The sequence below is a fragment of the Sagittula stellata E-37 genome (genome assembly GCF_039724765.1).
In the GTDB taxonomy this organism is placed as follows: domain Bacteria; phylum Pseudomonadota; class Alphaproteobacteria; order Rhodobacterales; family Rhodobacteraceae; genus Sagittula; species Sagittula stellata.
Map to the genome: position 1 here is coordinate 1,609,179 of NZ_CP155729.1, position 26,318 is coordinate 1,635,496.

At 65.6% G+C, this 26,318-nt stretch carries 29 protein-coding genes and 1 tRNA gene; 17 read left to right on the forward strand and 13 right to left on the reverse strand.

Going from position 1 to position 26,318, the window contains the following annotated elements; all coding sequences use genetic code 11:
• A complete protein-coding gene (locus tag ABFK29_RS07700; RefSeq protein ID WP_005856697.1) occupies positions 1–1,335 on the reverse strand; it encodes a hypothetical protein in 1,335 nt (444 codons plus the stop codon).
• A 144-nt stretch (positions 1,336–1,479) separates the two neighbouring features.
• Between ABFK29_RS07700 and ABFK29_RS07705 the strand changes: the two genes are divergently transcribed.
• Entirely contained in the window at positions 1,480–1,929 is a 450-nt protein-coding gene (locus tag ABFK29_RS07705) for an MmcB family DNA repair protein (protein WP_005856699.1), read from the forward strand.
• A gap of 48 nt (positions 1,930–1,977) precedes the next feature.
• On the opposite strand, the gene ABFK29_RS07710 is transcribed toward ABFK29_RS07705, so the two are convergent.
• Positions 1,978–2,181, reverse strand: coding sequence for a DUF6324 family protein (locus ABFK29_RS07710; protein WP_005856701.1), 204 nt, complete (start codon positions 2,179–2,181; stop codon positions 1,978–1,980).
• Positions 2,182–2,252: 71 nt separating this feature from the next.
• Between ABFK29_RS07710 and ABFK29_RS07715 the strand changes: the two genes are divergently transcribed.
• The 3 genes from ABFK29_RS07715 (at position 2,253) to ABFK29_RS07725 (ending at position 3,475) form a co-directional block, all read left to right on the forward strand.
• A complete protein-coding gene (locus ABFK29_RS07715; RefSeq protein WP_050772372.1) occupies positions 2,253–2,765 on the forward strand; it encodes a GNAT family N-acetyltransferase in 513 nt (170 codons plus the stop codon).
• A gap of 42 nt (positions 2,766–2,807) precedes the next feature.
• Positions 2,808–2,884 (forward strand) — tRNA-His (locus tag ABFK29_RS07720).
• A gap of 258 nt (positions 2,885–3,142) precedes the next feature.
• A complete protein-coding gene (locus tag ABFK29_RS07725; RefSeq protein WP_005856705.1) occupies positions 3,143–3,475 on the forward strand; it encodes a hypothetical protein in 333 nt (110 codons plus the stop codon).
• A 145-nt stretch (positions 3,476–3,620) separates the two neighbouring features.
• On the opposite strand, the gene ABFK29_RS07730 is transcribed toward ABFK29_RS07725, so the two are convergent.
• Genes ABFK29_RS07730 through ABFK29_RS07760 form a run of 7 tightly spaced genes read right to left on the reverse strand, consistent with a single transcriptional unit; the run spans position 3,621 to position 11,415 of the window.
• Positions 3,621–4,766, reverse strand: a complete 1,146-nt coding sequence (locus ABFK29_RS07730) for an iron-containing alcohol dehydrogenase (protein ID WP_005856707.1) — start codon at positions 4,764–4,766, stop codon at positions 3,621–3,623.
• Positions 4,767–4,824: 58 nt separating this feature from the next.
• Complete coding sequence (locus ABFK29_RS07735) at positions 4,825–6,210, reverse strand: aldehyde dehydrogenase family protein (protein WP_005856709.1); 1,386 nt, start codon at positions 6,208–6,210, stop codon at positions 4,825–4,827.
• 46 nt (positions 6,211–6,256) lie between these two features.
• On the reverse strand, positions 6,257–7,618 hold the full coding sequence (locus ABFK29_RS07740) for a glutamine synthetase family protein (RefSeq protein ID WP_005856711.1): 1,362 nt from the start codon (positions 7,616–7,618) through the stop codon (positions 6,257–6,259).
• A 55-nt stretch (positions 7,619–7,673) separates the two neighbouring features.
• The gene (locus ABFK29_RS07745) at positions 7,674–8,714 is read right to left on the reverse strand and encodes a TRAP transporter substrate-binding protein (RefSeq protein WP_005856713.1); all 1,041 of its coding nucleotides are present in this window, start codon (positions 8,712–8,714) and stop codon (positions 7,674–7,676) included.
• A 48-nt stretch (positions 8,715–8,762) separates the two neighbouring features.
• Complete coding sequence (locus tag ABFK29_RS07750) at positions 8,763–10,085, reverse strand: TRAP transporter large permease (protein ID WP_005856715.1); 1,323 nt, start codon at positions 10,083–10,085, stop codon at positions 8,763–8,765.
• Positions 10,085–10,681: a TRAP transporter small permease subunit gene (locus ABFK29_RS07755; RefSeq protein ID WP_005856717.1), complete on the reverse strand. Its 597-nt coding sequence runs from the start codon at positions 10,679–10,681 to the stop codon at positions 10,085–10,087. Before ABFK29_RS07755 ends, ABFK29_RS07750 begins: the two co-directional genes overlap by 1 nt.
• The gene (locus tag ABFK29_RS07760) at positions 10,666–11,415 is read right to left on the reverse strand and encodes an N-formylglutamate amidohydrolase (protein ID WP_005856719.1); all 750 of its coding nucleotides are present in this window, start codon (positions 11,413–11,415) and stop codon (positions 10,666–10,668) included. Before ABFK29_RS07760 ends, ABFK29_RS07755 begins: the two co-directional genes overlap by 16 nt.
• A gap of 139 nt (positions 11,416–11,554) precedes the next feature.
• Between ABFK29_RS07760 and ABFK29_RS07765 the strand changes: the two genes are divergently transcribed.
• From ABFK29_RS07765 to ABFK29_RS07775, 3 genes are all read left to right on the forward strand, one after another.
• Positions 11,555–12,430 carry a MurR/RpiR family transcriptional regulator gene (locus ABFK29_RS07765; protein ID WP_005856721.1) on the forward strand — a complete coding sequence of 292 codons (876 nt, stop codon included), beginning with the start codon at positions 11,555–11,557 and terminating at the stop codon, positions 12,428–12,430.
• Positions 12,431–12,567: 137 nt separating this feature from the next.
• The gene (locus tag ABFK29_RS07770; protein ID WP_347100288.1) at positions 12,568–12,717 is read left to right on the forward strand and encodes a hypothetical protein; all 150 of its coding nucleotides are present in this window, start codon (positions 12,568–12,570) and stop codon (positions 12,715–12,717) included.
• Entirely contained in the window at positions 12,714–13,130 is a 417-nt protein-coding gene (locus ABFK29_RS07775) for an SRPBCC family protein (protein ID WP_005856723.1), read from the forward strand. The genes ABFK29_RS07770 and ABFK29_RS07775 overlap by 4 nt, the downstream gene beginning before the upstream one ends.
• Before the next feature lie 332 nt (positions 13,131–13,462).
• On the opposite strand, the gene ABFK29_RS07780 is transcribed toward ABFK29_RS07775, so the two are convergent.
• Both ABFK29_RS07780 and hpaR read right to left on the reverse strand, forming a co-directional pair.
• The gene (locus ABFK29_RS07780; RefSeq protein ID WP_005856725.1) at positions 13,463–14,005 is read right to left on the reverse strand and encodes a peroxiredoxin; all 543 of its coding nucleotides are present in this window, start codon (positions 14,003–14,005) and stop codon (positions 13,463–13,465) included.
• Positions 14,006–14,318: 313 nt separating this feature from the next.
• Entirely contained in the window at positions 14,319–14,780 is a 462-nt protein-coding gene (hpaR, locus tag ABFK29_RS07785; RefSeq protein WP_005856727.1) for a homoprotocatechuate degradation operon regulator HpaR, read from the reverse strand.
• Between the two features lie 63 nt (positions 14,781–14,843).
• Between hpaR and ABFK29_RS07790 the strand changes: the two genes are divergently transcribed.
• The 6 genes from ABFK29_RS07790 (at position 14,844) to hpaH (ending at position 21,236) form a co-directional block, all read left to right on the forward strand.
• Positions 14,844–15,254: a 5-carboxymethyl-2-hydroxymuconate Delta-isomerase gene (locus tag ABFK29_RS07790; RefSeq protein WP_005856729.1), complete on the forward strand. Its 411-nt coding sequence runs from the start codon at positions 14,844–14,846 to the stop codon at positions 15,252–15,254.
• Positions 15,255–15,303: 49 nt separating this feature from the next.
• Positions 15,304–16,806: a 5-carboxymethyl-2-hydroxymuconate semialdehyde dehydrogenase gene (gene hpaE, locus ABFK29_RS07795; protein WP_040604312.1), complete on the forward strand. Its 1,503-nt coding sequence runs from the start codon at positions 15,304–15,306 to the stop codon at positions 16,804–16,806.
• Between the two features lie 100 nt (positions 16,807–16,906).
• Positions 16,907–17,887 carry a 3,4-dihydroxyphenylacetate 2,3-dioxygenase gene (gene hpaD, locus ABFK29_RS07800; RefSeq protein WP_005856733.1) on the forward strand — a complete coding sequence of 327 codons (981 nt, stop codon included), beginning with the start codon at positions 16,907–16,909 and terminating at the stop codon, positions 17,885–17,887.
• A 306-nt stretch (positions 17,888–18,193) separates the two neighbouring features.
• Positions 18,194–19,588, forward strand: a complete 1,395-nt coding sequence (locus ABFK29_RS07805) for a pyridoxal phosphate-dependent decarboxylase family protein (protein ID WP_005856735.1) — start codon at positions 18,194–18,196, stop codon at positions 19,586–19,588.
• The gene (locus ABFK29_RS07810) at positions 19,588–20,442 is read left to right on the forward strand and encodes a fumarylacetoacetate hydrolase family protein (protein WP_005856737.1); all 855 of its coding nucleotides are present in this window, start codon (positions 19,588–19,590) and stop codon (positions 20,440–20,442) included. The genes ABFK29_RS07805 and ABFK29_RS07810 overlap by 1 nt, the downstream gene beginning before the upstream one ends.
• Positions 20,439–21,236, forward strand: a complete 798-nt coding sequence (gene hpaH / locus ABFK29_RS07815) for a 2-oxo-hept-4-ene-1,7-dioate hydratase (protein WP_005856739.1) — start codon at positions 20,439–20,441, stop codon at positions 21,234–21,236. Before ABFK29_RS07810 ends, hpaH begins: the two co-directional genes overlap by 4 nt.
• 27 nt (positions 21,237–21,263) lie before the next feature.
• On the opposite strand, the gene ABFK29_RS07820 is transcribed toward hpaH, so the two are convergent.
• On the reverse strand, positions 21,264–21,569 hold the full coding sequence (locus tag ABFK29_RS07820) for a DUF6476 family protein (protein ID WP_005856742.1): 306 nt from the start codon (positions 21,567–21,569) through the stop codon (positions 21,264–21,266).
• Here ABFK29_RS07820 and ABFK29_RS07825 point away from each other — a divergent pair.
• Positions 21,568–22,596, forward strand: coding sequence for an RluA family pseudouridine synthase (locus ABFK29_RS07825; protein WP_005856743.1), 1,029 nt, complete (start codon positions 21,568–21,570; stop codon positions 22,594–22,596). The two genes, ABFK29_RS07820 and ABFK29_RS07825, sit on opposite strands and share 2 nt — an antisense overlap.
• Positions 22,597–22,633: 37 nt before the next feature.
• On the opposite strand, the gene ABFK29_RS07830 is transcribed toward ABFK29_RS07825, so the two are convergent.
• On the reverse strand, positions 22,634–23,266 hold the full coding sequence (locus tag ABFK29_RS07830) for a DUF4386 domain-containing protein (protein WP_005856745.1): 633 nt from the start codon (positions 23,264–23,266) through the stop codon (positions 22,634–22,636).
• A gap of 300 nt (positions 23,267–23,566) precedes the next feature.
• Here ABFK29_RS07830 and rpoH point away from each other — a divergent pair, with 300 nt between their 5' ends.
• The 3 genes from rpoH (at position 23,567) to ABFK29_RS07845 (ending at position 26,317) form a co-directional block, all read left to right on the forward strand.
• Positions 23,567–24,463 carry an RNA polymerase sigma factor RpoH gene (rpoH, locus tag ABFK29_RS07835; protein WP_005856747.1) on the forward strand — a complete coding sequence of 299 codons (897 nt, stop codon included), beginning with the start codon at positions 23,567–23,569 and terminating at the stop codon, positions 24,461–24,463.
• A gap of 323 nt (positions 24,464–24,786) precedes the next feature.
• Positions 24,787–25,254 (forward strand): Lrp/AsnC family transcriptional regulator, encoded by a 468-nt coding sequence (locus ABFK29_RS07840; RefSeq protein WP_005856749.1) that lies wholly within the window; start codon positions 24,787–24,789, stop codon positions 25,252–25,254.
• Positions 25,255–25,342: 88 nt separating this feature from the next.
• The gene (locus ABFK29_RS07845) at positions 25,343–26,317 is read left to right on the forward strand and encodes a Gfo/Idh/MocA family protein (RefSeq protein WP_040604250.1); all 975 of its coding nucleotides are present in this window, start codon (positions 25,343–25,345) and stop codon (positions 26,315–26,317) included.
• Position 26,318: the final 1 nt, after the last annotated feature.

Sequence of the window (26,318 nt, forward strand, 5' to 3'; positions counted from 1 at the left end):
TCATTCAGCGGCCTCGCGTGGCGGCTCCTGCGGTTGTTTCGGGGCGGCGTCCGGCGTCAGCACCGTTGGGGCCGCAGTGGTGGCAGGGGGCGGCGGGGCCGAAAGCTGCTCCACGTCGCGCAAGGCGGTGACGGCGGCGCGCAGCTCGGCCAGCGTCAGCGTGTCCTCGATCCCCGTACCGTCGCGCCCGTGGCGGATCGCGCCGTGGGTGATCGCCAGGATGAACACCAGAACCATGGGCAGAAGGTCGATGGCGATGGCCCCCGCCCAGGACGGCACGAAATTGCGGGCATAAAGGATCACTGCGTCGGCGGCGGAAATCGGCGTGTAGGTCACGTCGGTCGGGCTTTCCAGCGCCTGCACGTTCTGCGCCGCCCGTTCCAGCGTCGCGGCGCGGCTGCCCAGCACCTCAAGCACCGACGTGATGGTGGCAGACTGGTCGGCCCGCCCGGCGGCGGTGGAACTGTCGAGCTCCGGCAGCACGACCGAGGCGGCGAGGTCCTGCGCCGCCCGCTCCACAAGCTGCGCCACCGACAGTTGCCGAAGTTGTGTGATCAAACCCTGAAGGCGCACGGCGGCCTCGGAAAACTCGATGGAGCGGGCCTCCACGCTGCCTGGCTCCACGGTCAGGGCGCGCATCCGCGACAGGATGGTGTTGCCCTCCGTAAAGGCGCTTTCGACAAGCGGCGTCTGTTCTGCGATCTGGGTTTCCAGCGCCGACAGTTCCGCCGATTTCTGGCGCAGCACACGGAACACCGCGCCGCGCCCGGCCAGGCCGGAGAGAGACCCCTGCGCCTCCAGTTCCGACAGGTCCTCGAACGACTGCCGCACGCGGGCCACGTCGCGTTCAAGCGCCTGTCCGGTCAGGGCGATCTCATGCGCGCGTTCAAGCGCCGTCTGGTAATCCTGCACGGTCTTGGCGAGGTGCTGCTCCACCGCCGCCGATCCGGCCAGCGCCGCAGCGTTCAGCCAGGACGACATGGCGACGATGGCGAGGCTGCCCATGCCCATGGCGGCCAGAAGACCGGTGCGGGCGCGCGTCGTGGTGACGGCCGGGAAAAGCCGCAGCATGTACGACCAGAAGACGAAGATGCCCACGGACACGGCGGTGGAATAGGCGATGGCGGCAAAGACCGACATGGCGCCGTTCTCGTCCAGAAGCGAAGACACACCGAGGTAGGTATAGATGCCCGAGGCCACCGACAGCACGCCAAGCGCCGTGCCGGAAAACGTGTCGAGCCACGTGATGTGACCTTCGAGGTCGCGGGCATTGCGGACACCGCGTGCAGCCTCCCGGCTGAGGGGCACGGCATCCTGTCGTTGGCTCTGGCTCATGCGGTCTCCATAAGCGTCGGCCAAAATCGACCGGCCCGTAAAACATGACCTCCCGGGCGCGATTTGCAACGTCCCTCTCCGTGGGGGTTGCATTTGTTCACGTATTGTTCATATGTTTTCAGCATGGAATTGCGTGACACCCTAATGGAAACCGGCCTGATGCCGGGGCAGGTGCTGGCCCGGGGCGTCTGCCGCCACCTCGCGACACACGGCTTCGCGACGATCGAGGAATTCGTGCCGGAGCGCGGCCTCAGGGTCGATGTGATGGCGCTTGGCCCGAAGGGAGAGCTTTGGGTGGTGGAGTGCAAATCCTCGCGCGCGGACTTCATGTGCGACAGCAAGTGGCAGGGCTACCTCGACTGGTGCGACCGCTACTTCTGGGCCGTGGACCAGGATTTTCCGACGGATCTTCTGCCCGAGGGCACCGGCCTGATCGTTGCCGACGGCTACGACGCCGAGATCCTCCGCATGTCGCCGGAAACCAAGCTGGCGGGCGCGCGGCGCAAGGTCCTGATGCAGAAGTTCGCCTTCCACGCGGCCCGGCGCCTGCAGGGCTTGCGCGATCCGGGCGCGATACTGGACGGCCCCGGCTGAGGACGGCTCGGTCGCACAGGGCAGGGCAAGAACGCCCTGCGGCTGCGTTCAGCGCTTTTTCTTCTTCGGTTTCATGCCGCGTGCCGTGGCGGCGGCGGCGCGCAGTTCCTCGGCGATGTCCTCGGCCTCTTCGGGCTCGAAGTCCATCGGGATCTCCAGATCCCCGGCAAAGATGTACATCCGGACCATGCCCAGGTCGGTCGGGCCGATCTGCAGGTTGGCCTCGATTTCGCTTTCGTCGTTGATGCTCATGGCTGTCCCTCGCGGTGCCCTTGTCAGTTAGTTCGCGCCGCGCTTTGATGCAAGCGCAGGAGGATGCGCCGATGGCGATGGAATTGCGGGGGCTCGCGGACGGCGACGTGGATTGGCTGGTGGCCGAACACGGGCGTCTTTATGCGCGGGACGAGGGGTTCGACGACAGCTTCCCCATTCTGGTGCGGCAGGTGCTGGACGATTTCGTAGCCGGGTTCGATCCGGCGCGGGAACGGGCCTTCATCGCGTGGGAGGACGGCGCGCGGCTGGGCAGCATCTTCTGCGCCCGCTCCGACGATCCCGACGCGGCGAAGCTGCGGCTTTTCTTCCTGATGCCGGAGGCGCGCGGCAAGGGGCTGGGCCGGCGCCTGCTGGCCGAAAACCTGGCCTTTGCGCGGCAGGCGGGCTATCGGAAGATGGTGCTCTGGACGCACGAAAGCCACAAGGCCGCCTGTGCGCTCTATGCCGCGACGGGTTGGCGGTTGCTCCGGTCGGAGCCGAAAATCAGCTTTGGCAGACCGGTGGTGGAACAGGGGTGGGAGATCGACCTGCACGCGCCGGGGCCGAAAAAATTCCCGGATTAACGCTTGCATTCCAAGGACGCAGTTTGTAAATCGCCTGCCAGTGCCGCCTTAGCTCAGTTGGTTAGAGCGCCTGATTGTGGATCAGGAGGTCCCCCGTTCGAGCCGGGGAGGTGGTACCATTTCCACACAGTTTTGCAGAGACAGTTCTGGACGCAGTTCCCAACACGGACCGATGCCCTTGGCGCGCCGCTGAGCGCGCTTTTGCGATCGGTCGGGTGCCGGTTAGCGCGCCGCTCTGGCGTGGTCTGAGCCCTCTGTGCGACCGGGACGAGGGGCGGGGGCGCGGCATCCTGTCCGGTGGCGGGAAAAGAATGCTGCGGCGCGGAACCGACATGTCCCGCAAGGGGTTTCCCAATGCAAGACAGGAGTGTCGCGAAATGTATCCAGACATGATGAAAGCCGCCGTCGAGTGGCAGCGGGCCACGATGGCCGGGGCGCGGATGATGATCTCGGCCGGGACGGTGATCCAAGTGCGCGTCGCGCAGATGGCGATGGGCACGATGAAACCGGTCGAAGCCACACGCATGGTGTTCGAGAAACCGTCGGCCTTCATGCGCGGCACGGAGGCAGCGATGCGCGCCATGGCGGGGCACAAGGGCTACGGCGCGGTGATGGAAGCGGCCCTGGCCCCGATCGAGGCCAGCGCCGGGGCCAACGCCCGCCGCCTGTCGTCCAAGACCCTGACCAAGGGCAAGCGCCGCCGGTCCTGAACGCCCCCGTGACCTCGCCGGCCCGTGATCTCGCCAGTATCGCAGAGGTCACAAAAGCAAAGAGGCCGCGGCACGATCTGCGCCACGGCCCCAGGGGAATGTGCGCGGCGGGCGGGCCGCCGCGCACAGACGTCTCAGGGCGGTGTTACAGCGCGCTGCGGAACAGCTCTTCGAGGTTCTCTTCCGTCAGTTCCACCGGGTTGCCGCCGCGAGACGGGTCGATGATCGCGCCCTTGACCAGCGCCGGGATGGCCTCTTCGGTCACGCCCAGATCCGACAGGCGGCGCGGTATGCCCAGGCTGTCGTTCAGCTCCTGCACGAAGGCGCGGAACCCGTCGAAGCCGCCCGCGATCCCAAGATAAGCCGACGCCATGTCGAACCGCTCGCGGATGGCTTCGGCGTTGAAGTCCAGCACCGTCGGCATGCAGACCGCGTTGGTCGTTCCGTGGTGGGTGTTGAAATGCGCGCCGATGGGGTGGCTCATGGCGTGGATCGCGCCCAGCCCCTTCTGGAAGGCCGTGGCCCCCATCATCGCCGCCGACATCATCTGCGCCCGTGCCTCCAGATCCTGGCCGTTCTGGTAGGCGCGGGCCAGGTAGTCCTTCACCAGCCGCATGCCCTCCAGCGCGATGCCCTGGCTCATCGGATGATAAAACGGGGAGGAGAACGCCTCCACGCAATGGGCAAAGGCATCGAGGCCGGTTCCGGCGGTGATCATCGCGGGCATGCCCACGGTCAGCTCCGGGTCGCAGATTACCACCGAGGGCAGCACCTTCGGGTGGAAGATGATCTTCTTCTCGTGGGTTTCCGAGTTGGTGATGACGCTCGCGCGCCCGACCTCCGACCCGGTCCCGGCGGTGGTCGGCACGGCGACGATGGGGGCGATGGCCGCCGCGTCGGCGCGGGTCCACCAGTCGCCGATGTCCTCGAAATCCCACACCTGGCGCGTCTGCCCGGCCATGAAGGCCACCATCTTGCCAAGGTCGAGGCCAGAGCCGCCGCCGAAGGCGATCACGCCGTCATGGCCGCCGTCACGATAGACCTTCACCCCGGCGTCGAGGTTCTTTTCGTTGGGGTTCGGATCGACCTCGGCGAACAGCCCGCGGCCCAGCCCCGCCTGTTCCAGAATGTCGAGCGTCTGCGCCGTGATCGGCAGATCGGCCAGCCCGCGGTCGGTGACCAGCAGGGGCCGCGTGATGCCCGCCTGCGCGCAGGCGCCGGGCAATTCGCTGATGCGGCCCGCGCCGAACTTGATGGCGGTCGGGTAGGACCAGTTTCCGGTGAGACTCATGTGGTCACCTTCTCGATGTCTGCGTTGTTCGATGTGACGGCCCGAAGGCGCGCCGATGTCATGCGGTGCCGAGCCGCTTCAGGTGGTAGGATTTGGGCCGGGTCAGGTTGTGATAGCCGATCTGCGACAGGCCGCCGCCGCGCCCGGTCTGCTTGCAGCCGGTCCAGCACAGGCCGGGGTCGAGGTAGTCGGCGCGGTTCAGGAACACTGTCCCGGTCTCGATCCGGTCGCCGATGCGTTCGGCCCGCTCCATGTCGGAGGTCCAGAGCGACGCGGTCAGACCGAAGTCGCTGTCGTTCATCAGCCGGATCGCTTCCTCGTCGTCCTTCACCTTCATGATGCCGACCACGGGGCCAAAGCTTTCGTCCCGCATCACCCGCATGTCGTGGGTCACGTCGGTCAGGATCTGCGGCGTCAGGTAGGCGGCACCGTCGTCTTCCGCGAAGGTGTCGATATGGGCCGTGGCCCCGGCGTCCAGCGCCTCGGCGATCTGGGCGCGCACCTCGGCGCCAAAGCGGACGTTGGCCATCGGGCCTATGGTCGTCTCCTTGTCCAGCGGGTTGCCCAGCTTGTAGCCCTTCACCACCGCCACGGCCTTCTCGACGAAGGCGTCAAACAGCGCCTCATGCACATAGATCCGTTCGATCCCGCAGCAGCACTGACCGGAGTTGAACATCGCCCCGTCGATCAGCGTGTCGACGGCGGCATCCAGATCCGCGTCTTCCATGACATAGCCCGGGTCCTTGCCGCCCAGCTCCAGCCCGGTGCCGGTGAAGGTGCCCGCCGCTGCGCGCTCCATCGCCTTGCCGCCACCGACGGAGCCGGTGAAATTCACGAAGTCGAATGCATTGGCCGCGATCAGATCGGACGTGGTGTCATGGTCGAGGAAGACGTTCTGGAACACATCCTCGGGCACGCCCGCCGAATGGAACGCCTTTGCCATGCGCTCGCCCACCAGCAGGGTCTGCGTGGCGTGTTTCAGCATGACAGTGTTGCCCGCGATCAGCGCGGGCGCGACGGTGTTGATCGCCGTCATGTAGGGGTAGTTCCACGGCGCCACCACGAACACGACGCCCAGCGGCACCCGCTTGATGTAGCGCTTGAAGGTTGCGTCCTCGCCCACTTCGATCGGGGCCAGCGCGCTCTCGGCGATCTCGGCCATGTAGGTGGCACGCTCGTTGAAGCCGCCGAACTCGCCGCCAAAGCGGACCGGGCGGCCCATCATGTGCGCCAGTTCCGGCACAATCTCGTCGTTCATCGCGCCCACGGTGGCGACACCGGCCATCACGAGACGGATACGCTCCTCGATTGGACGCGCCGCCCATGCGGCCTGCGCCGCGCGGCCCTTCGCCGCTGCGGCCTTCGCCTCGTCCAGCGACAGCACCGGGCGCTCCGCAAAGACGCTGCCGTCGATGGGCGAGATACATTTCAGGGTATTTGTCATTCCATCCTCTGGATCAGTTCGGGTGTCCCAAGACGGGACCGCCCGGTCACGACATCTCGAATCCGCGCGCGATCTCGTAGTCGGTCACGACGCGGTTGAAATCCTCGATCTCCACCTCCGCCGCGCGGGCGTAGTGGACCACCACCTTGTCGCCAAAGGCCGCGCGCAGCATGTCGGACTGCAACAGTTCGCGCCGCGCGTCGCGCAGGGTGGCGGGCAGGCGCGAGGCATTGCCGGAATAGGCGTCGCCGCTGTAGGCGTCTTCGAGTTCCAGCTTGTCCTCGATGCCCTTCAGGCCCGCCGCCAGCAGCGCGGCCATGGCAAGGTAGGGGTTCAGGTCCGACCCGCCGACACGGCATTCGATGCGCACGCCCTTGGTGCCCTCGCCGCACAGACGGAATCCGGCGGTGCGGTTGTCGATGGACCAGATCACCCGCGTGGGGGCGAAGGTGCCGACCTGGAAGCGCTTGTAGCTGTTGATGTAGGGGGCCAGGAAATAGGTCACGTCGGGCGCGTACTTCAGCAGCCCCGCGACGTAGTGCTTCATCAGCCCCGACATGCCGAGGCTGTCCGCCTCGTCGAAGAAGGCCGGTTTGTCGCCCTCCCAAAGCGACATGTGGACGTGACTGGAGGAGCCGACCTTGTCCTCGTGCCACTTGGCGATGAAGCTCGCGGCGTGGCCCTGTTGGTGCGCGATCTCCTTGATCGCGTGCTTGGCGATGGTGTGGTACTCGGCAGTGTCGAGCGCCGGGGCGTACTTGATGTTCAGCTCTTCCTGCCCGGTCTCCGCCTCGCCCTTCGAATTCTCGATCGGGATGCCCGCCGCCCACAGGTGGTTCCGCACGGGGCGCAGCACGTGCTCCTCCCGCGTGGTGAGCATGATGTTGTAATCCTCGTTGTAGCCCGCCAGCGTTTCCAGCGCGCGGAAGCCCGACTTGCGGATCTCCGGATAGGACTTCTCGAACAGGAAGAACTCCAGTTCGGTCGCCATCATCGGGGTGAAGCCCATGGCCTCCGCCCGCTTCACCTGCTTTTTCAGCATGGCGCGCGGCGTGTGCGGCACTTCTTCATGGGTGTGGTGGTCGAGGATGTCGCACAGCACCATCACCGTGCCGTCCAGCCACGGCATCGGTCGCAGCGTGGAGAGGTCCGGCTTCATCACGTAGTCGCCATAGCCCTTCTCCCACGAGGTCGACTCGTAGCCCTCCGGGGTGGCCATCTGGAGGTCGGTGGCGAACAGGTAGTTGCAGCAATGCGTCTCTTCCCAGGCCGAGGCGACGAAGTGCCCGGCGTGGAAACGTTTGCCCATCAGGCGGCCCTGCATGTCGACCGCGCACACCAGCACGGTGTCCACGAGGCCGCCGTCGACCTGTGCCTTGAGTTCATCGAAAGAAAGTGGGCCGGGCATGTCGTCGTCCTTTCAGAAGCGCCCCGGCACGCACACGCGCGCCGGGGCAGAGGTATCACACGTTGTAGCGGTACGGACGGCCCGCCTTGGCCATGTCCGCGTTGTATTTCTTGAAGATCTCCACGACCTTCGCCTTGGTCTCCGACTCCGCCGCGATCTCGTCCCAGAACGTCTGGGCGGCCTTCTCGACCTGGTCCCATTCCGCATCGGGGATGGAGGTCAGTTTCATCTTGTCGCCGTTGACCCGAAGCGAGGCCTCGCCGCCCCAGTACCACCACTGGCGGTAGTAGTGCGACTGCTCCATGCAGGTGGTCAACAGGAGCTTCAGGTCCTCCGGCAGTTCCTCCCAGCGGCCCATGTTCGCGAAGAAGTGGCCGATCCACGCCCCCGAGATGTTGTTGGTGAGGAAGTAGTTGGTCACGTCGGCCCATCCCACCGTGTAGTCCTCGGTAATGCCCGACCACGCGATGCCGTCCAGCTCGCCGGTTTGCACCGCGACCTCGATGTCTTCCCACGGCAGCGTCACCGGCACCACGCCGAACTGCGACAGGAAACGGCCCGCGGTCGGGAAGGTGAAGACGCGCTTGCCTTCCAGGTCGGCCAGGCTGTTGATCGGGTCCTTCGTGGCGAAGTGGCAGGGGTCCCAGGACCCGGCGCTGATGTGCTTCACGCCGACCTTGGCGTATTCTTCCTTCCAGATCTCGTCGAGGCCGTACTGGTTGAACAGCACCGGCACGTCCAGCGAATAGCGCGACCCGAACGGGAAGTAGCCGCCGAACACCGTCACCTCGGTCGGCGAGGCCATGGAGTCGTCGTCCGACTGCACCGCGTCGATGGTGCCGCGCTGAAGCGCGCGGAACAGCTCGCCCGTGGGCACGAGCTGATCGGCAAAGTAGAGCTCGATCTGCATCCGGTCGCCGGCGATCTTGTTGAAGGTGTCGATGGCGGGTTTCACCACGTGCTCGGCCAGTGCCGCACCGGCATAGGTCTGCATCCGCCAGGTGATCGTCGACTGCGCCAGCGCGGGCGCGGCCAGCGGCGCGGCGGCGACGCCGACACCGGCGGTCTTCAGGAACTTTCTGCGTGAGGTCGTCATATCCAGTCTCCTTGTTGAAATGCGTCCCCTGCACGGGGCTTCTGAGGGTTATTTTCCGTACACCAGATCCGGCAGCCAGAGCGCGATCTCCGGGAAGGCCATCACCAGCGCCAATGCACAGACCATGACCAGCGCAAATGGCACGATCGAGCGGTAGATATCGGTCAGCCCGATCTCCGGCGGCGCCATGGCGCGCATCAGGAACAGGTTGTAGCCGAAGGGCGGGGTCATGTAGGCGATCTGCGTGGTGATCGTGTAAAGCACGCCGTACCAGATCAGGTCGAAGCCCAGCTCTCCCACCAGCGGCACGTACAGCGGCGCCACGATGACCAGCATCGCCGTGTCGTCGAGGAACGTGCCCATCACGATGAACGACAGCTGCATCAGGATCAGGATCATCCATGGGGAAAGGCCAAGCTGTTCGGTGAACAGGTTCTCGATGGCGCGCACCGCGCCCAGCCCGTCGAAGATCGCGCCAAAGCCCAGTGCGGCGAGGATGATCCACATGAACATGCAGGAAATCGCCAGCGTCTGCCGCACCGAGGTCTCGAACACCTCGCGCGTCATCCGCCGTTTCAGCACTGCCGCGACGAAGGCCGCCAGCGCCCCGATGGCCGAGCTTTCCACCAGCGAGGTCCAGCCCTTCACGAAGGGGAACATCATCACGAAGAAGATCACCAGCGGCAGGACGCCCGCACGCAGGAGGCGCAGCTTTTCCGACATGGGCACGTCGCGCTCTTCCTTCGGCAGCACCGGGCCAAGCTCCGGCTGAAGGCGGCAGCGCACGTAGATGTAGATGACGAACAGCGTGGCCATCATCAGCCCCGGCACCACGCCCGCCAGCCAAAGCTGCCCCACCGGCTGGCGCGCGATCATTGCATAGAGCACCAGCACCACCGAAGGCGGCACGAGGATGCCCAGCGACGACCCCGCCTGTATCACGCCGGTCACCATGATCTTGTCGTAGCCCCGGCGCAGCAGTTCCGGCAGCGCGATGGTGGCCCCGATGGCCATGCCCGCCACCGACAGCCCGTTCATGGCCGAGATCAGCACCATCAGGCCGATGGTGCCGATTGCCAGCCCGCCCCGCACCGGCCCCATCCAGACGTGGAACATCCGGTAGAGGTCGTCGGCGATCTTCGATTCCGACAGCACGTAGCCCATGAAGATGAACATCGGCAGGGTCAGCAGCGGATACCACTTCATCAGCTTCATAGCGGCGGCGAAGGGCACGTCCACGCCGCCCGTGCCCCACAGCAGCAGCCCCGCCAGCGCGCCGACGAAACCGATGGCACCGAACACGCGCTGGCCGGTCATCAGCATCAGCATCATGCCGGCGAACATGGTGATCGCGATCATTTCATAGGACATCAGATCTCTACCCCGCGGATGCGGCCGATGTCCTTGATCAGCTCTGCAAGTGTCTGGAGAATCATCAGGAAGATGCCGAAGGCTAGCACCAGCTTGATCGGCCACAGCATCGGGCGCCACGCGGTCGAGGACCGTTCGAGAAAGCCGATCTTCCCGGCTGCGCCGTCGATCCCGCCGGTGAACAAGGCGCCGAAGAATTCGGCGAAATACTCCAGCGGCTGCATCCCGAAGTAGCCCATGGAATAGGCCAGCGATCCCAGCGCGCCGTACAGCAGCACACCGAGGTAGAACATCAGGAACAGAACCGTGAAGGCGTCGACCCAGGCCTTCTGCGTCACGCTCCAGTTGCCGTAGAACAGGTCCATGCGCACGTTCGATCCCAGCTGGATCGAGTAGGGCCCGCCGAGGATGTAGTAGGCGACCATCACGAACTGCGCCGTCTCCAGCGTCCAGAGCGAGGGCAGGAAGGCCACCTTCGACACCGAGGACCACAGCAGCACGCCGATCAGCGCGAAGATCAGGTACATGGCGACCCGGCCGATGGCCCGGTTCATCGCCTCGACGGCGCGGACGAAACCGATCAGGACGCGGGGCATGTCGCCTCCAGCGCCGGGGTCAGCATCGACATGAGGTCGCGCGCCACGGTCCGGATGTCCTCCGGTGTGGTCAGCAGGTCGTTGCGTACCTCGATCATCACGTTGGGCAGGCCCCGGTACAGGGCATGGGTCTTCAGGGTATGGGTCACGCCGTCCTCCGGACCGTAGGGGCGGTTGCGATGCACCACGCGGCCCTTCGGCGCGTGCGGCAGCATCAGATCCACCAGCCGCGCGTCGCTGTCGTGCAACAGGCCGATCTCCGTGTCGCGCTTTGCACCGTGAAACACAGGGGTGAAGCTGTGCACCGTCACCACCGCGCGGGCCTCGTCCAGCCGGGCGGCCACGGCGGCATGGAACGGGCGATAGACCATCTCCACCCGTTCGGCCTTCTGCATTTCCGTCAGTCCGGCGTTGCCCGGCACGTCGAAGACCTCGGACCGCGCGGGCATGGCACCGGGCGCCTCGGGCGGGCGGTTGCAGTCATAGACGAGCCGCGACACCGCGCCCGCCACCATCGGCGCATCCAGCGCCGCCGACAGCACCACCGCCAGATCCCGCGCGCCCGGGTCCCAGGCCGCATGGCTGACCCGCGCTTCCGCCGTCAGGCCAAGATCCCCGAACCGCGCCGGGATCTCCGCCGACGCATGCTCGCAGATCAGCAGGACGCCGCCGCGCCCCGTCTCGTTCATCACGTCGACCGCGTTCAGACGGTCTCCGCCCGGCCCTTCGGACATCCTTTTCTCCCCGCTTTGAAGAAAACTCTCCACATCCGCGCCGCTTGTGTCAATATTTCTTCAAGAGTGGGCGCGGGATTTCGGTTGCGCCCCGCCACCGCAGCCCAATGCCGCAGCACATGCCCGGGGGGGACCGACCTTGACGCAGCCCAACGCCACCGTCCGCGACCTGATCCGGGCGCATTACACCAGCCTCACCGCCTCCGAACGCAAGGCCGCCAACGCGCTCCTGGAAAACTACCCGGCCGCCGGGCTCGCCTCGATCACCATCGTCGCGGCGGAAACCGGCACCTCCACGCCCACCATCGCCCGCATGGTCCAGAAACTGGGCTTCAAGGGCTTCCCCCAGTTCCACCAGGCGCTGCTGAAGGAACTGCAGGCCAAGGTCTCCGGCCCCACGGAACGCCGCGCCAACTGGGCGGCGGAGGCGCCGGAATCCCACCTCCTCAACCGCTTCGCCAAGGCGGTGACGCAGAACATCCAGACCACCTTTTCCAACCTCTCCTCCGACACCTTCGACGCCGCCGCCCACCTGCTCGCCGACAGCGACCACACGCTCTTCATCGTCGGCGGCCGGATCACTCATGCGCTGGCCGACTATGCCTTCACCCATCTGCAGGCGGTGCGCCCGAAGACGATCCACCTCACCTCCGCCTCGGCCAACTGGCCGCATTACCTGCTCGACATGGAACGGGGCGACACGCTCCTGATGTTCGACATCCGGCGCTACGAATCGAACCTCCTGCGTCTCGCCGAACTGGCGCGCGACAAGGGCGTGAACGTCGTCCTGCTGACCGACCAGTGGTCCAGCCCCATCGCCGACCTCGCCACGCAAAGCTTCAACTGCTGGGTCGAAATCCCTTCCGCCTGGGATTCGAACATCTCCACCATGATGCTGCTCGAAGCGCTGATCGCCGCCGCACAGGAAGAACGCTGGCCCGCCACCCGCGACCGCTTCGACCGGCTCGACAGCCTCTTCGAACAGACCCGCCTCTTCCGCAAACCGGGCGGCTGACCCCTTCATCTTGGCGCAAATACCTCGGAGGGGGTCCGGGGGAGGCAGAGCCTCTCCCGGCGCGGGCCGCCGGCCCTCCGGCCCGGATCGCGCACTTGCGTATTCACCTGGCCGAAGACACGCGCCATGATGGCGCCATGAAACCGCCGCCCGTACCGCACCCCGTCCACCTTTCCCAAGCCGCCGCAGCGATGCGCGCGGAGTGGCGAGGCCGGGTGCGCAGCGGTACGCAGACGCGGCCCGACACGCTGCCCGCCAATCTCGAACCCGAAAGGTCGCCCGCATGAGCTTTGAAAAGGTCACCATCGCCGCGCAGGTGGACGCGCCGCCCGAAACGGTCTGGACCGCCTGGACCACGCCGGACCACATCACCCGCTGGAACTTTGCCAGCGACGACTGGTGCTGCCCTTCGGCCTCCGTCGACCTGCGTCCGGGCGGCGCCTACAGCGCCCGGATGGAGGCCAGGGACGGCTCTTTCGGATTCGACTTCGACGCCACCTATCAGGAGGTCGTGCCGCACGAGAAGGCCAGTTTCCGGCTGGAGGATGGGCGGGTGGCGGAAACCACCTTCACCCCGGTCGACGGCGGCACGCAGGTCGTTACCGTCTTCGATGCAGAGGCGCAGCACTCCGTCGACATGCAGCGCGAGGGATGGCAGGCGATCCTGAACAACTTCAAGAAACACGCCGAAAGCCTCTGAGCCGGGGCCGGGCGAAAAAACATCCGCGGCTCACGGAAACGTGCGCCGTCCTGTGCGGGGTTTGGCACCTGTGTCGCCGCAAACCGACGCATCCGCCCCGGTCCCGCCGCTCCCACCCGATTCGCCCGTGCTGCGATGCGGCGCAAAAGGTTAACAACCGGCCGGTTGAGGGGGGCGAACCGGCCGGGACTCACCATAAGAAATGATTAACGCGCCGTGATGAACGGGGCGGGCGCTGCGTTGACGACACCACATTCGGCCCCGATCTTTCGCTCGCGCAGCAAAAAGCCCCACCGGGAGGGCGGGGCTTCCTCCGTCCTTCGGAAAGGCCCTTATTCGGCGGCCACGGCCTGCGTGAGGTGTGCCATCAGGTTCTCCGGCGAAGAGGCGCCGTAGGGGTCGTCCGGGCAGTTGTCCATCAGGCCCGGCTCTTCGAACCATGCCTCGATCGCGCCGTCGTTCACGATGGCCGCGTAGCGCCAGGACCGCGCGCCGAAGCCCAGGTTGTCCTTGTGGACCAGCATCCCCATCTTGCGCGTGAACTCGCCCGAGCCGTCGGGGATAACCTTCACGTTCTCAATGCCTTGCGCCTTGGCCCACTGGTTCATGACAAAGCTGTCGTTCACCGACAGGCAATAGATCGCGTCGATGCCCTGCCCCTGGAAGGCGGCAAAGTTGTTCTCGAATCCCGGCAGCTGGTAGGTGGAGCACGTGGGCGTGAAGGCGCCCGGCAGCGAGAACAGGATCACCCGCTTGCCGGCGAAGTAGTCGGCGGTGGTCATGTCCTGCCAGCGGAAGGGGTTCGGTCCTTCGATGCTGTCGTCCCGCACGCGGGTGTGGAAGGTCACGTCGGGCAGTTTGGTTCCGGTCTTCATCGTCGCTCTCCTGTCGCTCTTGGCAAGGTCGGGCCTTGGGTGTCGCCTGTGCCGCGCCGCGTCAATCGTTGCCGGGCGCATGGCTGCTATGCTTCCCAAGCAATTGTATCGGCTGCTGAAAATTCGCGCCGCATCGCGGCGGGATGGCGCGGGATACGGCTGCCCGACCGGCGTGCCCGGGGGCCGGGTTTCACATCGCTTAAGAAAGCGTGACCGCCGCTGCGCCGCAGAAAGCGTGCCGGGAATGCCTCGTCACCGGGGCAAGCGATGCAAGCTAGAGGCGGGCGGGTTGCGGCGGCAGAGGCGCCTGATGTCAGTCCCCGGAGGTCTTGTCCGGCCCCTCCAGTCGCGTCAGCAGGATGTCGAGCTTGTCTATGAGGGCCGCCATGTCCTCACGCCCAAGTTCGCGTTCGATGGCGGCGTAGATGGCGGCGCTCTCGCGTGACGCCTCGCGCAGCAGCTTTTCCCCGCCGGGGGCAAGCCGGACCTGGGTGCGCCGCCGATCCTCCGCCAGCCGCTCCACGGTGACAAGCCCCCGTGATTCCAGCGTTTTCAGGATGCGCGTCAGGGACGGGGCGAGGATCACCGCCTGTTCCGCCAACCGCGTCGGCTCGATACCCGGGATCTCCTGCACGACCCGCAGCACGCGCCACTGCGCCTCGGTCATGTCGATGGCGCGCAGCATGGGCCGGAAGCGTTCCATGACCGCTTCCCGCGCCCGCAAGAGGGCGATGGGCAGGGTCCGGCGCGTCTGGGACAGCGGGAAATCGGGCATGGGAAGTCTCCTGTTGACAGCCAGAATAAAACTTAACATGTTAAGTGTCAAAGGGAGGATGACATGCCACACTTGCGCTGCGAATATTCTGCGGGCCTTGAGGCGCACCTCGACATGGAGGTGCTCGGGCGGACGCTGCACACCGCCATGGCCGGGACGGGCGTGTTTCCGCTGGGCGGTATACGGGTGAAGATGCACCGCTGTTCGCTGGCCATGGTGGGCGACCTCAACCCGGGGCGCGGGGTGGTCAACCACTTCCTCGCGCTGGAACTTTCGGTGGGTGCGGGCCGCGACAAGGACGTGCTGGCAGAGGCCGGGCGGCAGCTTTTCCAGGTGGCCGAGGCGGTCTGCGCGGACCAGCTTGCCGCGCCGCATTTCCTTCTCTCGCTGGAGATCCGGGAGATCGACCCGGAGCTGTCGTGGAAGGCAAATTCGATCCACGCGCGCCTGGCGGCGGACAGCGCAAACGGCTGAGGCCGGGCATGCAGGTATTTGGACCAAGATGAAGCAGGAGGCCGGGAAGATGGCGGATCTGGCGGGAAATCTGGCACGGGCGGAGGCGGCGCTGGCGCGCTTTTCGGGCGGTGTGACTCACCGTATCGGCGGCAGGGACATAGGGTCGGACGCTTCTTTCGAGACGGTGTCGCCGGTCGACGGAGCGGTGCTGGCGCGTGTCGCCCGGGGCGGTGCTACCGAGATCGACGCGGCGGTTCAGGCGGCGGGCGCGGCCTTTGGCGCGTGGAAAGCGCTGCCGGGAAAGGAGCGCCGTGCCATCCTTCACAAGGTGGCGGATGCCATCGTGGCACGGGCGGATGAGATCGCGGTTGTCGAAGCGATGGACACCGGGCAGGCGATCCGTTTCATGGCGAAGGCTGCGGTGCGCGGAGCGGAGAACTTCCGCTTTTTCGCCGACAAGGCGCCGGAGGCCTGCGACGGGCAGACCCTGCATGCTCCGGGGCAGGTCAACATGACCTCGCGCCGTCCCATCGGGCCGGTGGGCGTGATCACGCCGTGGAATACGCCGTTCATGTTGTCGACCTGGAAGATCGCGCCGGCGCTCGCAGCCGGCTGCACGGTCGTCCAGAAGCCGGCGGAGTTCTCTCCGCTGACGGCGCGTTTGCTGGTGGAGATCGCCGAAGAGGCGGGTCTGCCGCCGGGTGTGCTGAACGTGGTGAACGGGTTCGGAGAGGACTGCGGTCGGGCCTTGACGGAGCACCCGGGCATCAAGGCGGTGGCCTTCGTCGGCGAGAGCGCCACCGGCTCGCACATCATGCGGCAGGGGGCCGATACGCTGAAGCGGGTGCATTTCGAGTTGGGCGGCAAGAACCCCGTGATCGTCTTCGACGATGCCGATCTGGAGCGCGCGGTGGATGCAGCGGTCTTCATGATCTACTCGCTGAACGGCGAACGGTGCACGTCGTCCTCGCGTCTTCTGGTGCAGGACACCGTCTATGACGAGGTCTGCGCGAAGTTGGCCGAGCGGGCGGCGCGGATCAGGGTGGGTCACCCGCTCGACCCCGAGACGGTGATCGGGCCGCTGATCCATCCGGTGCACGAGGAGAAGGTGTTGTCCTACTTCGAGCGGGCGAAGGCGGAGGGTGCGACCATCGCCACCGGCGGCAAGAAGGTGGGCGAGACGGGATGCTATGTGGCGCCCACGCTGTTCACCGACGCCACCAACGACATGGCGGTGGCGCGGGAGGAGATCTTTGGACCGGTGCTGACGGCGATCCCCTTCCGGGACGAGGAGGACGCGCTGCGCATTGCCAACGACACGGACTACGGATTGACCGCCTATCTCTGGACGCGCGACCTGGAGCGGGCGTTCCGGATGACCTCGGCCCTCGAGGCCGGGATGATGTGGGTGAACTCGGAGAACGTCCGGCATCTGCCCACGCCTTTCGGCGGGGTGAAGGCCAGCGGCATCGGGCGCGACGGGGGTGACTGGTCGTTCGATTTCTACATGGAGACGGTGAATGTCTGTTTCGCCACGGCGGCGCACCGGATCCCGAAGCTGGGCAGTTGACGGTCGACGGGCCGGAGGTGTGCGCCCGATCCCGACCGCGGCACTATGGACCCGATGCGAGAGAGATGCGGCGGCGTGGGCCGTCGCGGAGGAGTGAGAGATGCCGATTCCCGAACCGAACCTTTATCCGCCCTTCAACATCGTGCGCCTGAGCCACGTGGAGTTCGGCGTCACCGACCTGGCGGCCTCGAAGGCGTTCTATGTCGATACGCTCGGGCTGCAGGTGACGGAGGAAACCAGCGACATGCTGTGCCTGCGGGCGATGGAGGAGCGGGGCCATCACTGCATGGTTCTGCGCAAGGCGGCCCGACCGGCGGTGCGGTATCTGGCCTACAAGGTCTATTCCGACGACGACCTGGACCGCGCGCACGACTGGTTCCTGGCCGAGGGCCATGCCGTCGAGTGGGTGGAGCGGTCGCACCAGGGGCGGACCCTGCGCACTGTGGACTGCTTTGGCGCGCCGATGGAGTTCTATCACCGAATGGACCGTCTGCCGCCGATCCATCAGCAGTACAGGCTGTACAACGGTGTGAAGCCGCTGCGGATCGACCACTTCAACTGTTTCGCTCCAGACGTGGACGCGGCCGTGGCCTTTTACGGCAAGTTGGGGTTCCGGGTGACGGAATACACCGAGGACGACGAGAGCAAGAAGCTCTGGGCGGCGTGGATGCACCGGAAGGGGGGCGTGCACGACGTGGCCTTCACCAACGGGACGGGACCGCGCCTGCACCATACGGCGTTCTGGGTGCCGACCCCGCTCAACATCATCGACCTGCTCGATCTGATGTCGACGACCGGATACCTTGCCAACATCGAGCGCGGACCGGGGCGGCACGGGATCTCCAACGCGTTCTTCCTGTATATCCGCGATCCCGACGGGCACCGGATCGAAATCTACTGTTCGGACTACCAGACGGTGGATCCGGACCTCGAACCGATCCGCTGGGACCTGAAGGATCCGCAGCGCCAGACGCTTTGGGGGGCGCCCGCGCCGCGGTCGTGGTTCGAGGAAGGCTCGGTCTTCGAAGGTGTGGAACCGCGTGCGGCGGAACTGAAGGCGACGCCCATCGTGGCGCCGTGAGTGTTTCTGCCGCGGGGGTGGGCGGGCGACTTGGCGCGGGTAGATTGGTGTTTGCCGCCCCGGACGTCGTTCCCGTGTGCGTAGAGAATGAAGACGTGCTGTGGCTGGAGGGGGAGCGGGGGCCGATAATTGGAAGTCGAGGGTGGGCCTTTGGGCCGCGCCGTGAGCGTCTGCGGTCTGAGACGGTGCCGGGTTGCGGGCCGGGTTGGGGGCTCTGCCCCCGCCGCCGCTGGCGGCGCCCCCGAGGTATTTGGGCCAAGATGAAGGGCAGGGAGCGCATTGTCTGGCGCGCTGCGCGGAGGGAAGATGGACTGGGATGAATTCGCGCGCTGGGGCGCGCAGGCGGCGGCTTTCGGGGCCGACTATCACAAGACGCTCAGGGATCGGCCGGTGCGGCCGGATGTTCGCCCCGGCGAGGCGGCAGCCCTGCTGGAGGCGGCACCGCCCGAGGCCGGGGAAGGCATGGAGACCATCTGGCAGGATTTCCTGCGCGTGGTCCCCGAGCGGCTGACGCATTGGCAGCATCCCCGGTTCTTCGCCTATTTTCCGGCCAATGCCGCGCCGCCCTCGATGCTGGCGGAGATGCTGGTCACCGTGATGGCGCCGCAGTGCATGTTGTGGCAGACTTCGCCGGTGGCGACCGAGATGGAAGGCGTCATGGTGCAGTGGCTGCGGCAGGCGGTGGGCCTGCCAGAGGGCTGGTCGGGGGTGATCCAGGATTCAGCTTCGTCGGCCACTCTGTCTGCGGTCTTGACCATGCGTGAGCGGGCGACCGGCTGGTCGGGTAACCGCGAGGGGCTGTCGGGCAAGGGGGCGCTGCGGATCTATTGTTCGGGTCAGGCGCATTCGTCCATCGACAGGGCCTGCTGGGTGGCGGGGATCGGGCAGGAGAACCTTGTGAAGCTGCCGGATGCGGGCGCCCCGGCCTACGGGGTGGATGTCGCCGCGCTGCGGGCGGCCATCGCGGCGGACCGGGCGGTGGGACATGTGCCGGCGGGCATCATCGCGATCACCGGCGGCACCGGAATCGGCGCCTGGGACGATCTGTCGGCTGTGGGAGCGGTTGCCCGGGAGGAGGGGCTGTACCTGCATCTCGACGCGGCCTGGGGCGGCGCCGCGATGATCTGCCCGGAGATCCGCGATGCGATGTGGCCGGGGGTCGAGGCCTGCGACAGCATCGTCTTCAATCCGCACAAGTGGCTGGGGGCGCAGTTCGACTGTTCGGTCCAGTTCCTGAAGGACCCGCGCCAGCAGATCGACACGCTGAAGATCGAGCCGGAGTACCTCAAGACCTCCGGGTCGGAGGTGGTGAACTACTCCGAATGGACCATCCCGCTGGGACGGCGGTTCCGCGCCCTCAAGCTGTGGTTCATGTTGCGCTATTACGGGCTGGAGGGTCTTCGGGCGCGTATTCGCAACCATGTCGCATGGTCCGGCGACGTCTGCGAGGCGCTGCGGGACGCCGGGTTCGAGATCGTGACGGAACCGATCCTGTCGCTGTTTACCTTCCGGGGGCCGGGGGACGATGCGGCGCAGCAGGCGCTGGTCGATGCGATCAATGCGGACGGGCGGATCTATGTCACGCAGGGCATGTTCGCCGGGCGCAAGGTGGTGCGCTTCCAGGTCGGCCAGTTCGACTGCACGCGCGACGACGTGATGATGGCAGCGGACGTGATCCGCGAGATTTCGGAGGCGATGTAATGGTCAGGTTTGTCAGCTTCACCCATGAAGGACGGGCAGGATACGGTTTGTGGCAGGACAACGGGCTGGTCGACATGACCGGTTTTGACGGCCACGCGGACCTGCGCGAGGTGATCGCGGCCGGGGCGTTGAAGGGGTTGGCGCAGGCGGCCATGGGGAAGGCCGCGGACATTGCTCATGCGGATGCGGTGCTGGAGATCCCGGTGCGCACGCCCGAGAAGATCATCTGCGTCGGGGTCAACTTCCCGGACCGCAATGCGGAATACAAGGACGGGCAGGAAGCGCCGGGCAAGCCGTCTCTGTTCGTCCGGTTCCCGCGGTCCTTTGTCGGGCACGGCACAAACCTTTTGCGGCCGCCAGAAAGCGAACAGCTCGACTACGAGGGTGAGATCGCCATCGTGATCGGCAAGGGCGGTCGGCGGATCGCGCGGGAGGACGCCTACGACCACATCGCGGCCCTGACGCTTTGCAACGAGGGTACGATCCGCGACTGGGTGCGCCATGCGAAGTTCAACGTGACTCAGGGCAAGAACTGGGACCGGTCCGCCGCAATGGGGCCGTGGCTGGTGCCGTTCACCCATCCCGCGCAGTTGGACGACATCGCGCTGGAAACGCGGGTCAACGGCGAAGTGCGCCAGAAGGACCGCACGTCGCGGATGCTGTACGATTTCCGCTACATCGTGAACTACGTCTCGACCTTCACCACGCTGGTGTCGGGCGATGTGATCGTCTGCGGGACGCCTACCGGCGCGGGGGCGCGGTTCGATCCGCCGATCTGGCTGAAGCCTGGCGACGTGGTCGAGGTAGAGGCGGAAGGCATAGGCATCCTGAGAAACGGGGTGGAGGACGAATGACCGAGGACGAGATCCACGCCGCCGCCACCGCCCTTCTGCAGGCGGAGAAGATGGGCATCCAGATCGGGCTCCTGTCCCTGCAGCATCCGGGCATGACCATGGACGACGCCTACGCGGTGCAGGCTGCGCTGATGACGGCCAAGCTGGTCGAGGGCCGCAAGGTGATCGGGTGGAAGATCGGGCTGACGTCCAGGGCGATGCAGGATGCGCTGAAGATCGACACGCCGGATTCCGGTGTGCTGTTCGACGACATGGTCTTTGAAACGGGCGGTGTCGTGCCAGAGGGACGCTTCATCCAGCCGCGGGTGGAAGCAGAGATCGCCTTTGTCATGAAAGCGCCGCTGGAGGGCCGGGTTACACGGGACGCGGTAATCGCCGCCACGGATTACGTTTGTCCCGCGCTCGAGATCCTCGACACGCGCATCCAGCGCAGCGATCCGGCGACGGGCAGGGCACGGGTGATCGCCGACACGATTTCCGACAATGCGGCCAATGCCGGGATTGTCCTGGGGGAGGCACGGCACGATCCGCGCCTGGTCGACCTGCGCTGGGTCGGGGCCGTCGTCAGCCGCGACGGCGAGGTCGAGGAGACCGGGCTGGGCGCAGGTGTGCTGAACGATCCGGTTATGGGCCTCGTCTGGCTGTCAGAGCGGATGGGCACCTATGGGCAGGCGATCCGGCCGGGCCAGGTGATCCTGTCGGGCTCGTTCATCCGGCCGCTCGAATGCCCGCCGGGCAGCCATGTGGAGGCGGACTTCGGCGCTTTCGGTCAGGTCGGCATCAGTTTCGCATGACGGCGTATTGAGGGCGCGCCCGAAGGATCATTCCGCCGGTTCGACCGCGATCTCCTGCCTCAGTTTGCCGGTGCCCCGGTCGAAGATCAGGATGCGATTGTCGCCGGTCACCACGGCATACCAGTCCACGCCCTGCGTGTAGGCGGTGGCGGTTGCGCCGTCCGGCAGGGTGATGACCTCTGGCAGCGGGGCCTGCGCCTTGCTATAGCGGTGCCAGATCAGGCCGAGGATCCCCACGATCCCGACCATCATCACCACCATGAGCACCGTCACCATCGCCTGCAGGAACCGCAGGCCCGGCGGGTGCTGATATTCCGGCTCGGGAGTTTCCATGGACCGCCTTCGTGTCGTCATCGCGGCCGATCCGCCGCAACGCCTTGATAAGGCCCTTGCCCGCGATGTGCCAGAGGCCGCGGCCCTGTCGCGCACCCGTCTTGGCCGGCTGATCGCCGAGGGCGCCGTGACCCGCGACGGCGCGTTGCTGACCGACCCCAAGGCGAAGGTGGCAGAGGGCGACGTGCTGGAAATCGCGGTGCCCGAAGCGGAGGACTATGACGTCGTCGCGCAGGACATACCGCTGGAGATCGTTTTCGAGGACGCCGACCTGCTGGTGGTGAACAAGCCCGCGGGCATGGTCGTGCACCCGGCGCCTGGTACGCCGGATGGTACGCTGGTCAACGCGCTCCTGCATCACTTCGGCGGCGAATTGTCTGGCGTCGGCGGCGAGAAGCGGCCCGGCATCGTGCACCGGATCGACAAGGACACCTCCGGCCTGCTGGTCGTGGCAAAATCCGACAGGGCGCATCACGGGCTGGCGCGGCAGTTCGAAAAGCACACCGCCCGGCGCGCCTACCTTGCCGTGGTGCATGGCGTGCCGGACGTGGCCGACCCACGGCTGATGGGCACGCGCGGCGTATCCGCCGGGGCAGGGGGCGGGATCACGATCACTTCGGGCCTTGCGCGGCACAAGACGGACCGCCAGCGGCAGGCGGTCTTCTTCGTCGGGCAGGGCCGGCACGCGATCACCCATGCCCGTGTGCTGGAGACTTTCGGCGCGCCGGAGTGTCTCGCGCTGGTGGAATGCCGGTTGGAAACCGGGCGCACGCATCAGATCCGCGTGCACATGGCCCATGCGGGGCATGCCTTGGTCGGCGACAGCACCTATGGCGGACGGCGCAAGCTGAAGGGCAGCGCGCTCTCGCCCGAGGCGTTTGCCGTCGCAAGTGCTTTCGACCGACAGGCGCTGCATGCGGCAGAGCTGGGGTTCGTTCATCCGGTGACGGAGGAAGAGATGCTGTTCGAAGCACCTCTGCCCGCGGACATGCGGGACCTTCTGGCGGCGCTGCGGACGACGGCGTGATGTGTCGGGTGCTTTGACCCGGCCTGTCCGCCCGGGGTCAGAGCCGCCCTGCGATCAGAAGCCAGAGGCAAAATCCGATCTCGGTCACGATGCAGACGAGGTAGGCGGGCTGCATCAACGCATTCAGGTCGGGTGCGGCAAGGCGGGTGATGCCCCCGGCGATGTAGATCAGCCCGGTCAGCATCAGTCCGGCAGGCAGCACCATCGGCGCCACGCGCGACAGGCAGACCAGTTTCGCCATCACCATGGCGTTCACCCCGAACAGGATCAGACCGATGTCGTAGCCGTTGGCGTGGAGTGTGGCAAACGTCAGGGCGAGATCCGGCCGCCCGTCTTCGACCAGCTGCGGCACGGCGGAGAGCGCCACAAGGCTGGTGCCGATCAACGCCGCCTGTCCGAGGCGAAAAACCAGGGCGGCACGTGCCAGCCCTTCCGACACCGGGCGCAGCAGCGTGAAGAACACCAGCGCCAGAACGATGTCCGCCAAGAGCATGACAACATCTGCCAAGAGGCTGAGGCGGATGTTCGCAAGGTGGGAAGCAAGCGATTCCGCACCGGCTGCCAGCGCAGGGCCGCGCAGGGCCAGTTCGGCGGTCAGGCCCGAGGCGATGATGACGAGGTACAGCACACCGGCTGTGCGGATCTGGCGAGGTGCGGCAAGGGCAGGCATGGGCTAACACTCCGTGACGTTCGGACTTAGGTTGGCCGTGAGTACATCGTCACATCGTGTATGGGAATTTCCGGATATCGTATGAATAACATGCGAAAATGTATGGGGGAAACCCGGCTGTCACCGAGTGCACGTGCATGTGAACCCATTGACACAAGGGTTCCCCGACGTTCACGAAACCTTAACTACTGAGCAACGTTTGTTGGTTAAGCATCTTGAAACCACTTCGGCCAACGACCATCTGGATGTTAAACCGTGTAACATGAGCGGCGCAAACGCGTCGAACGAGAGGGGCAAGGCATGAGCAACTACGCAAATCTCCCGGCACCGTCGCCGGAAGCCGGTCTGAGCCGCTACCTTCAGGAGATCCGGAAGTTCCCGCTTCTGGAGCCCGAGCAAGAGTACATGCTGGCCAAGCGCTGGGTCGAGGACGAGGATACGCAAGCGGCACACCAGCTTGTCACCTCGCACCTGCGACTCGCGGCAAAGATCGCCATGGGCTACCGTGGTTACGGTTTGCCGCAGGCGGAGGTGATCTCGGAGGCGAACGTCGGCCTGATGCAGGCGGTGAAGCGCTTCGATCCGGAAAAGGGTTTCCGCCTTGCCACCTACGCGATGTGGTGGATCAGGGCTTCGATCCAGGAATACATCCTGCGGTCCTGGTCGCTGGTGAAGCTGGGTACGACATCCGCGCAGAAGAAGCTGTTCTTCAACCTGCGCAAGGCGAAGAGCCGCATCGGCGCGCTGGAGGACGGTGACCTGCGTCCGGAACACGTCGAGAAAATCGCCACCGATCTGGGCGTGACCCAGGACGAGGTCATCTCGATGAACCGGCGCCTTTCCGGTGGCGACGCCTCGCTCAACGCGACGGTCGGCTCCGAAGGCGAAGGGACCATGCAATGGCAGGACTGGCTTGAAGACGAAGATGCCGACCAAGCCGGTGAATATGCCGAGCGAAATGAGCTCGAAGCGCGCCGCGCTCTGCTTGAGCAGGCAATGGACGTGTTGAACGACAGGGAAAGGGATATTCTGAGCCAGCGGCGCCTCTCCGACCAAGCGGTGACGCTGGAAGAGCTTTCGGGCCAGTACGATGTCAGCCGGGAAAGGATCCGGCAGATCGAAGTGCGCGCGTTCGAGAAGCTACAGAAGCGGATGCGTGACCTTGCCCGCGAGCAGGGCATGCTGACCAGCGCCTGAACCGTTCCGCCGGGCCGGCAGCGGTGGCCCGGCGGTTTCAGCGGCGGACTCCCAAGATTACCTCATGTGTTCGAAGGCGCTGGCGGCCCTCTCTGGAAACAGAGAGGGCCTTTTCATTCCTGGGGCTAAAAATAATGTTCAGATGTATTAAACAATACATTCGTTACCGTTCAGTAAATAGGGTGAGGATCAATTAATAAAGTACGGAATGCAGGTGCAGTATTCTCTATAGGATGTCGGAACCGAAAAGCCAGTTGCCGAGTTTCCCAATGATTGCAGGAAAATAATTCCAGATACTTGGGAATGAAGGGCACTATCCGATCATGAAGCTGGACGACACGGACCGCAAACTCCTTGCGCATTTGCAGCATGACGGAAAGGCCAGCATCCAGACGCTGGCGGACGCGGCCGGGCTGTCGACGTCGCCCTGCTGGCGGCGGATCAAGCGGCTGGAAGACGAGGGCGTGATCCGGGGCTACGTCGCCCGGCTGGATCCCAAGGCGCTGGGGCTGGGCGCTCTGGCCTATGTCTTTGTCAGCCTGGTCGACCACTCGGATGACACGCTGGCAGCGTTCGGCCAACTGGTGGACCAGGAGGCGCGGATCGTCGAATGCGAATCCGTAACCGGCGCCTGCGATTTCCTGCTGAAGGTTGCGGCACGCGATCCCGAAGATCTCGAAGCGTTCCTGAAACGCGGGATGTTGGCCGGTGGGCTGGTGCGGGTCAGCCAGACGCATTTCGTCTTGCGTCAGGCCAAGACCCGCAGCCCTTGGCCACTCCTGTCCGACTGACTGCCGACCATCCGGAAATCACAGGCGCGGCACGTTTCATCCCCGGCGCAACTGGTCTAGCGTGAGCGCAAACATCAGGGAGCTGAAGATGACAGATTACGTGAGATGGGGCATACTCGGCGCTGCGAACTTCGCGCGCGCACACATGGGTCCGGCCATCCATCAGGCTCGCAGGGGGCGCCTATGCGCGCTTGCGACCTCAAGCGAGGAGAAGGCCGCCCCGTTTGCAGAGCGTGCGCCGGGGCTGAAGGTGCACCTTTCCTACGACGACCTGTTGGCCGATCCCGAAATCGACGCAATTTACATTCCGCTGCCGAACCACTTGCACGTGGAATGGACCGTCAAGGCGCTGGAGGCGGGGAAGCATGTCCTCGTCGAAAAGCCGCTGGCCATGCAGGCCGCCGATTTTGCACCGGTGATCGCCGCGCGGGACGCGACCGGCAAGCTCGCGGCGGAGGCCTACATGGTCGTCCACCACCCGCAGTGGAAGAAGGCCAAGGCGCTCTACGAAGAGGGCGCCATCGGGGCGCTCAAACGTGTGTCTGTGGCCTTTTCCTATGACAATCGCAGCGACAGCAACAACATCCGCAACCGTCCGGAGACGGGCGGCGGCGCGGTGCCGGACATCGGCGTCTACGCGTATGGGACGGTCCGTTTCGTCACCGGAGAAGAGCCGCAGTCCATCCTGTCGACGGAAATCGAGCGTGAGAACGGCGTCGATGTCTGGAGCCATATCACCGCACGCTTCCCCTCTTTTCACTACACTGGCGTGGTCTCGATGCGTATGGCGCCATGGCAGGAGGTCGTATTTCATGGCGACGGCGGCGTGATGCGCCTCTCGGCACCTTTCAACGCGGGGGTCTATGGGCAGGCCGAGGTAGAGCTGCAGGGCGCGGACCTGAAGGTGACGAGATGGCGCTTCCCGTCCGATAACCATTACGTCCACCAGGTCGAGGCCTTCAACGCCTCTGTTCTGGACGGTGCTCCGTATCCGTGTCCGCTGGAATTCTCGCGCGGGACACAGGAAATGATCGACATGATCTGGGCGGCGGAAAAGGCATGAA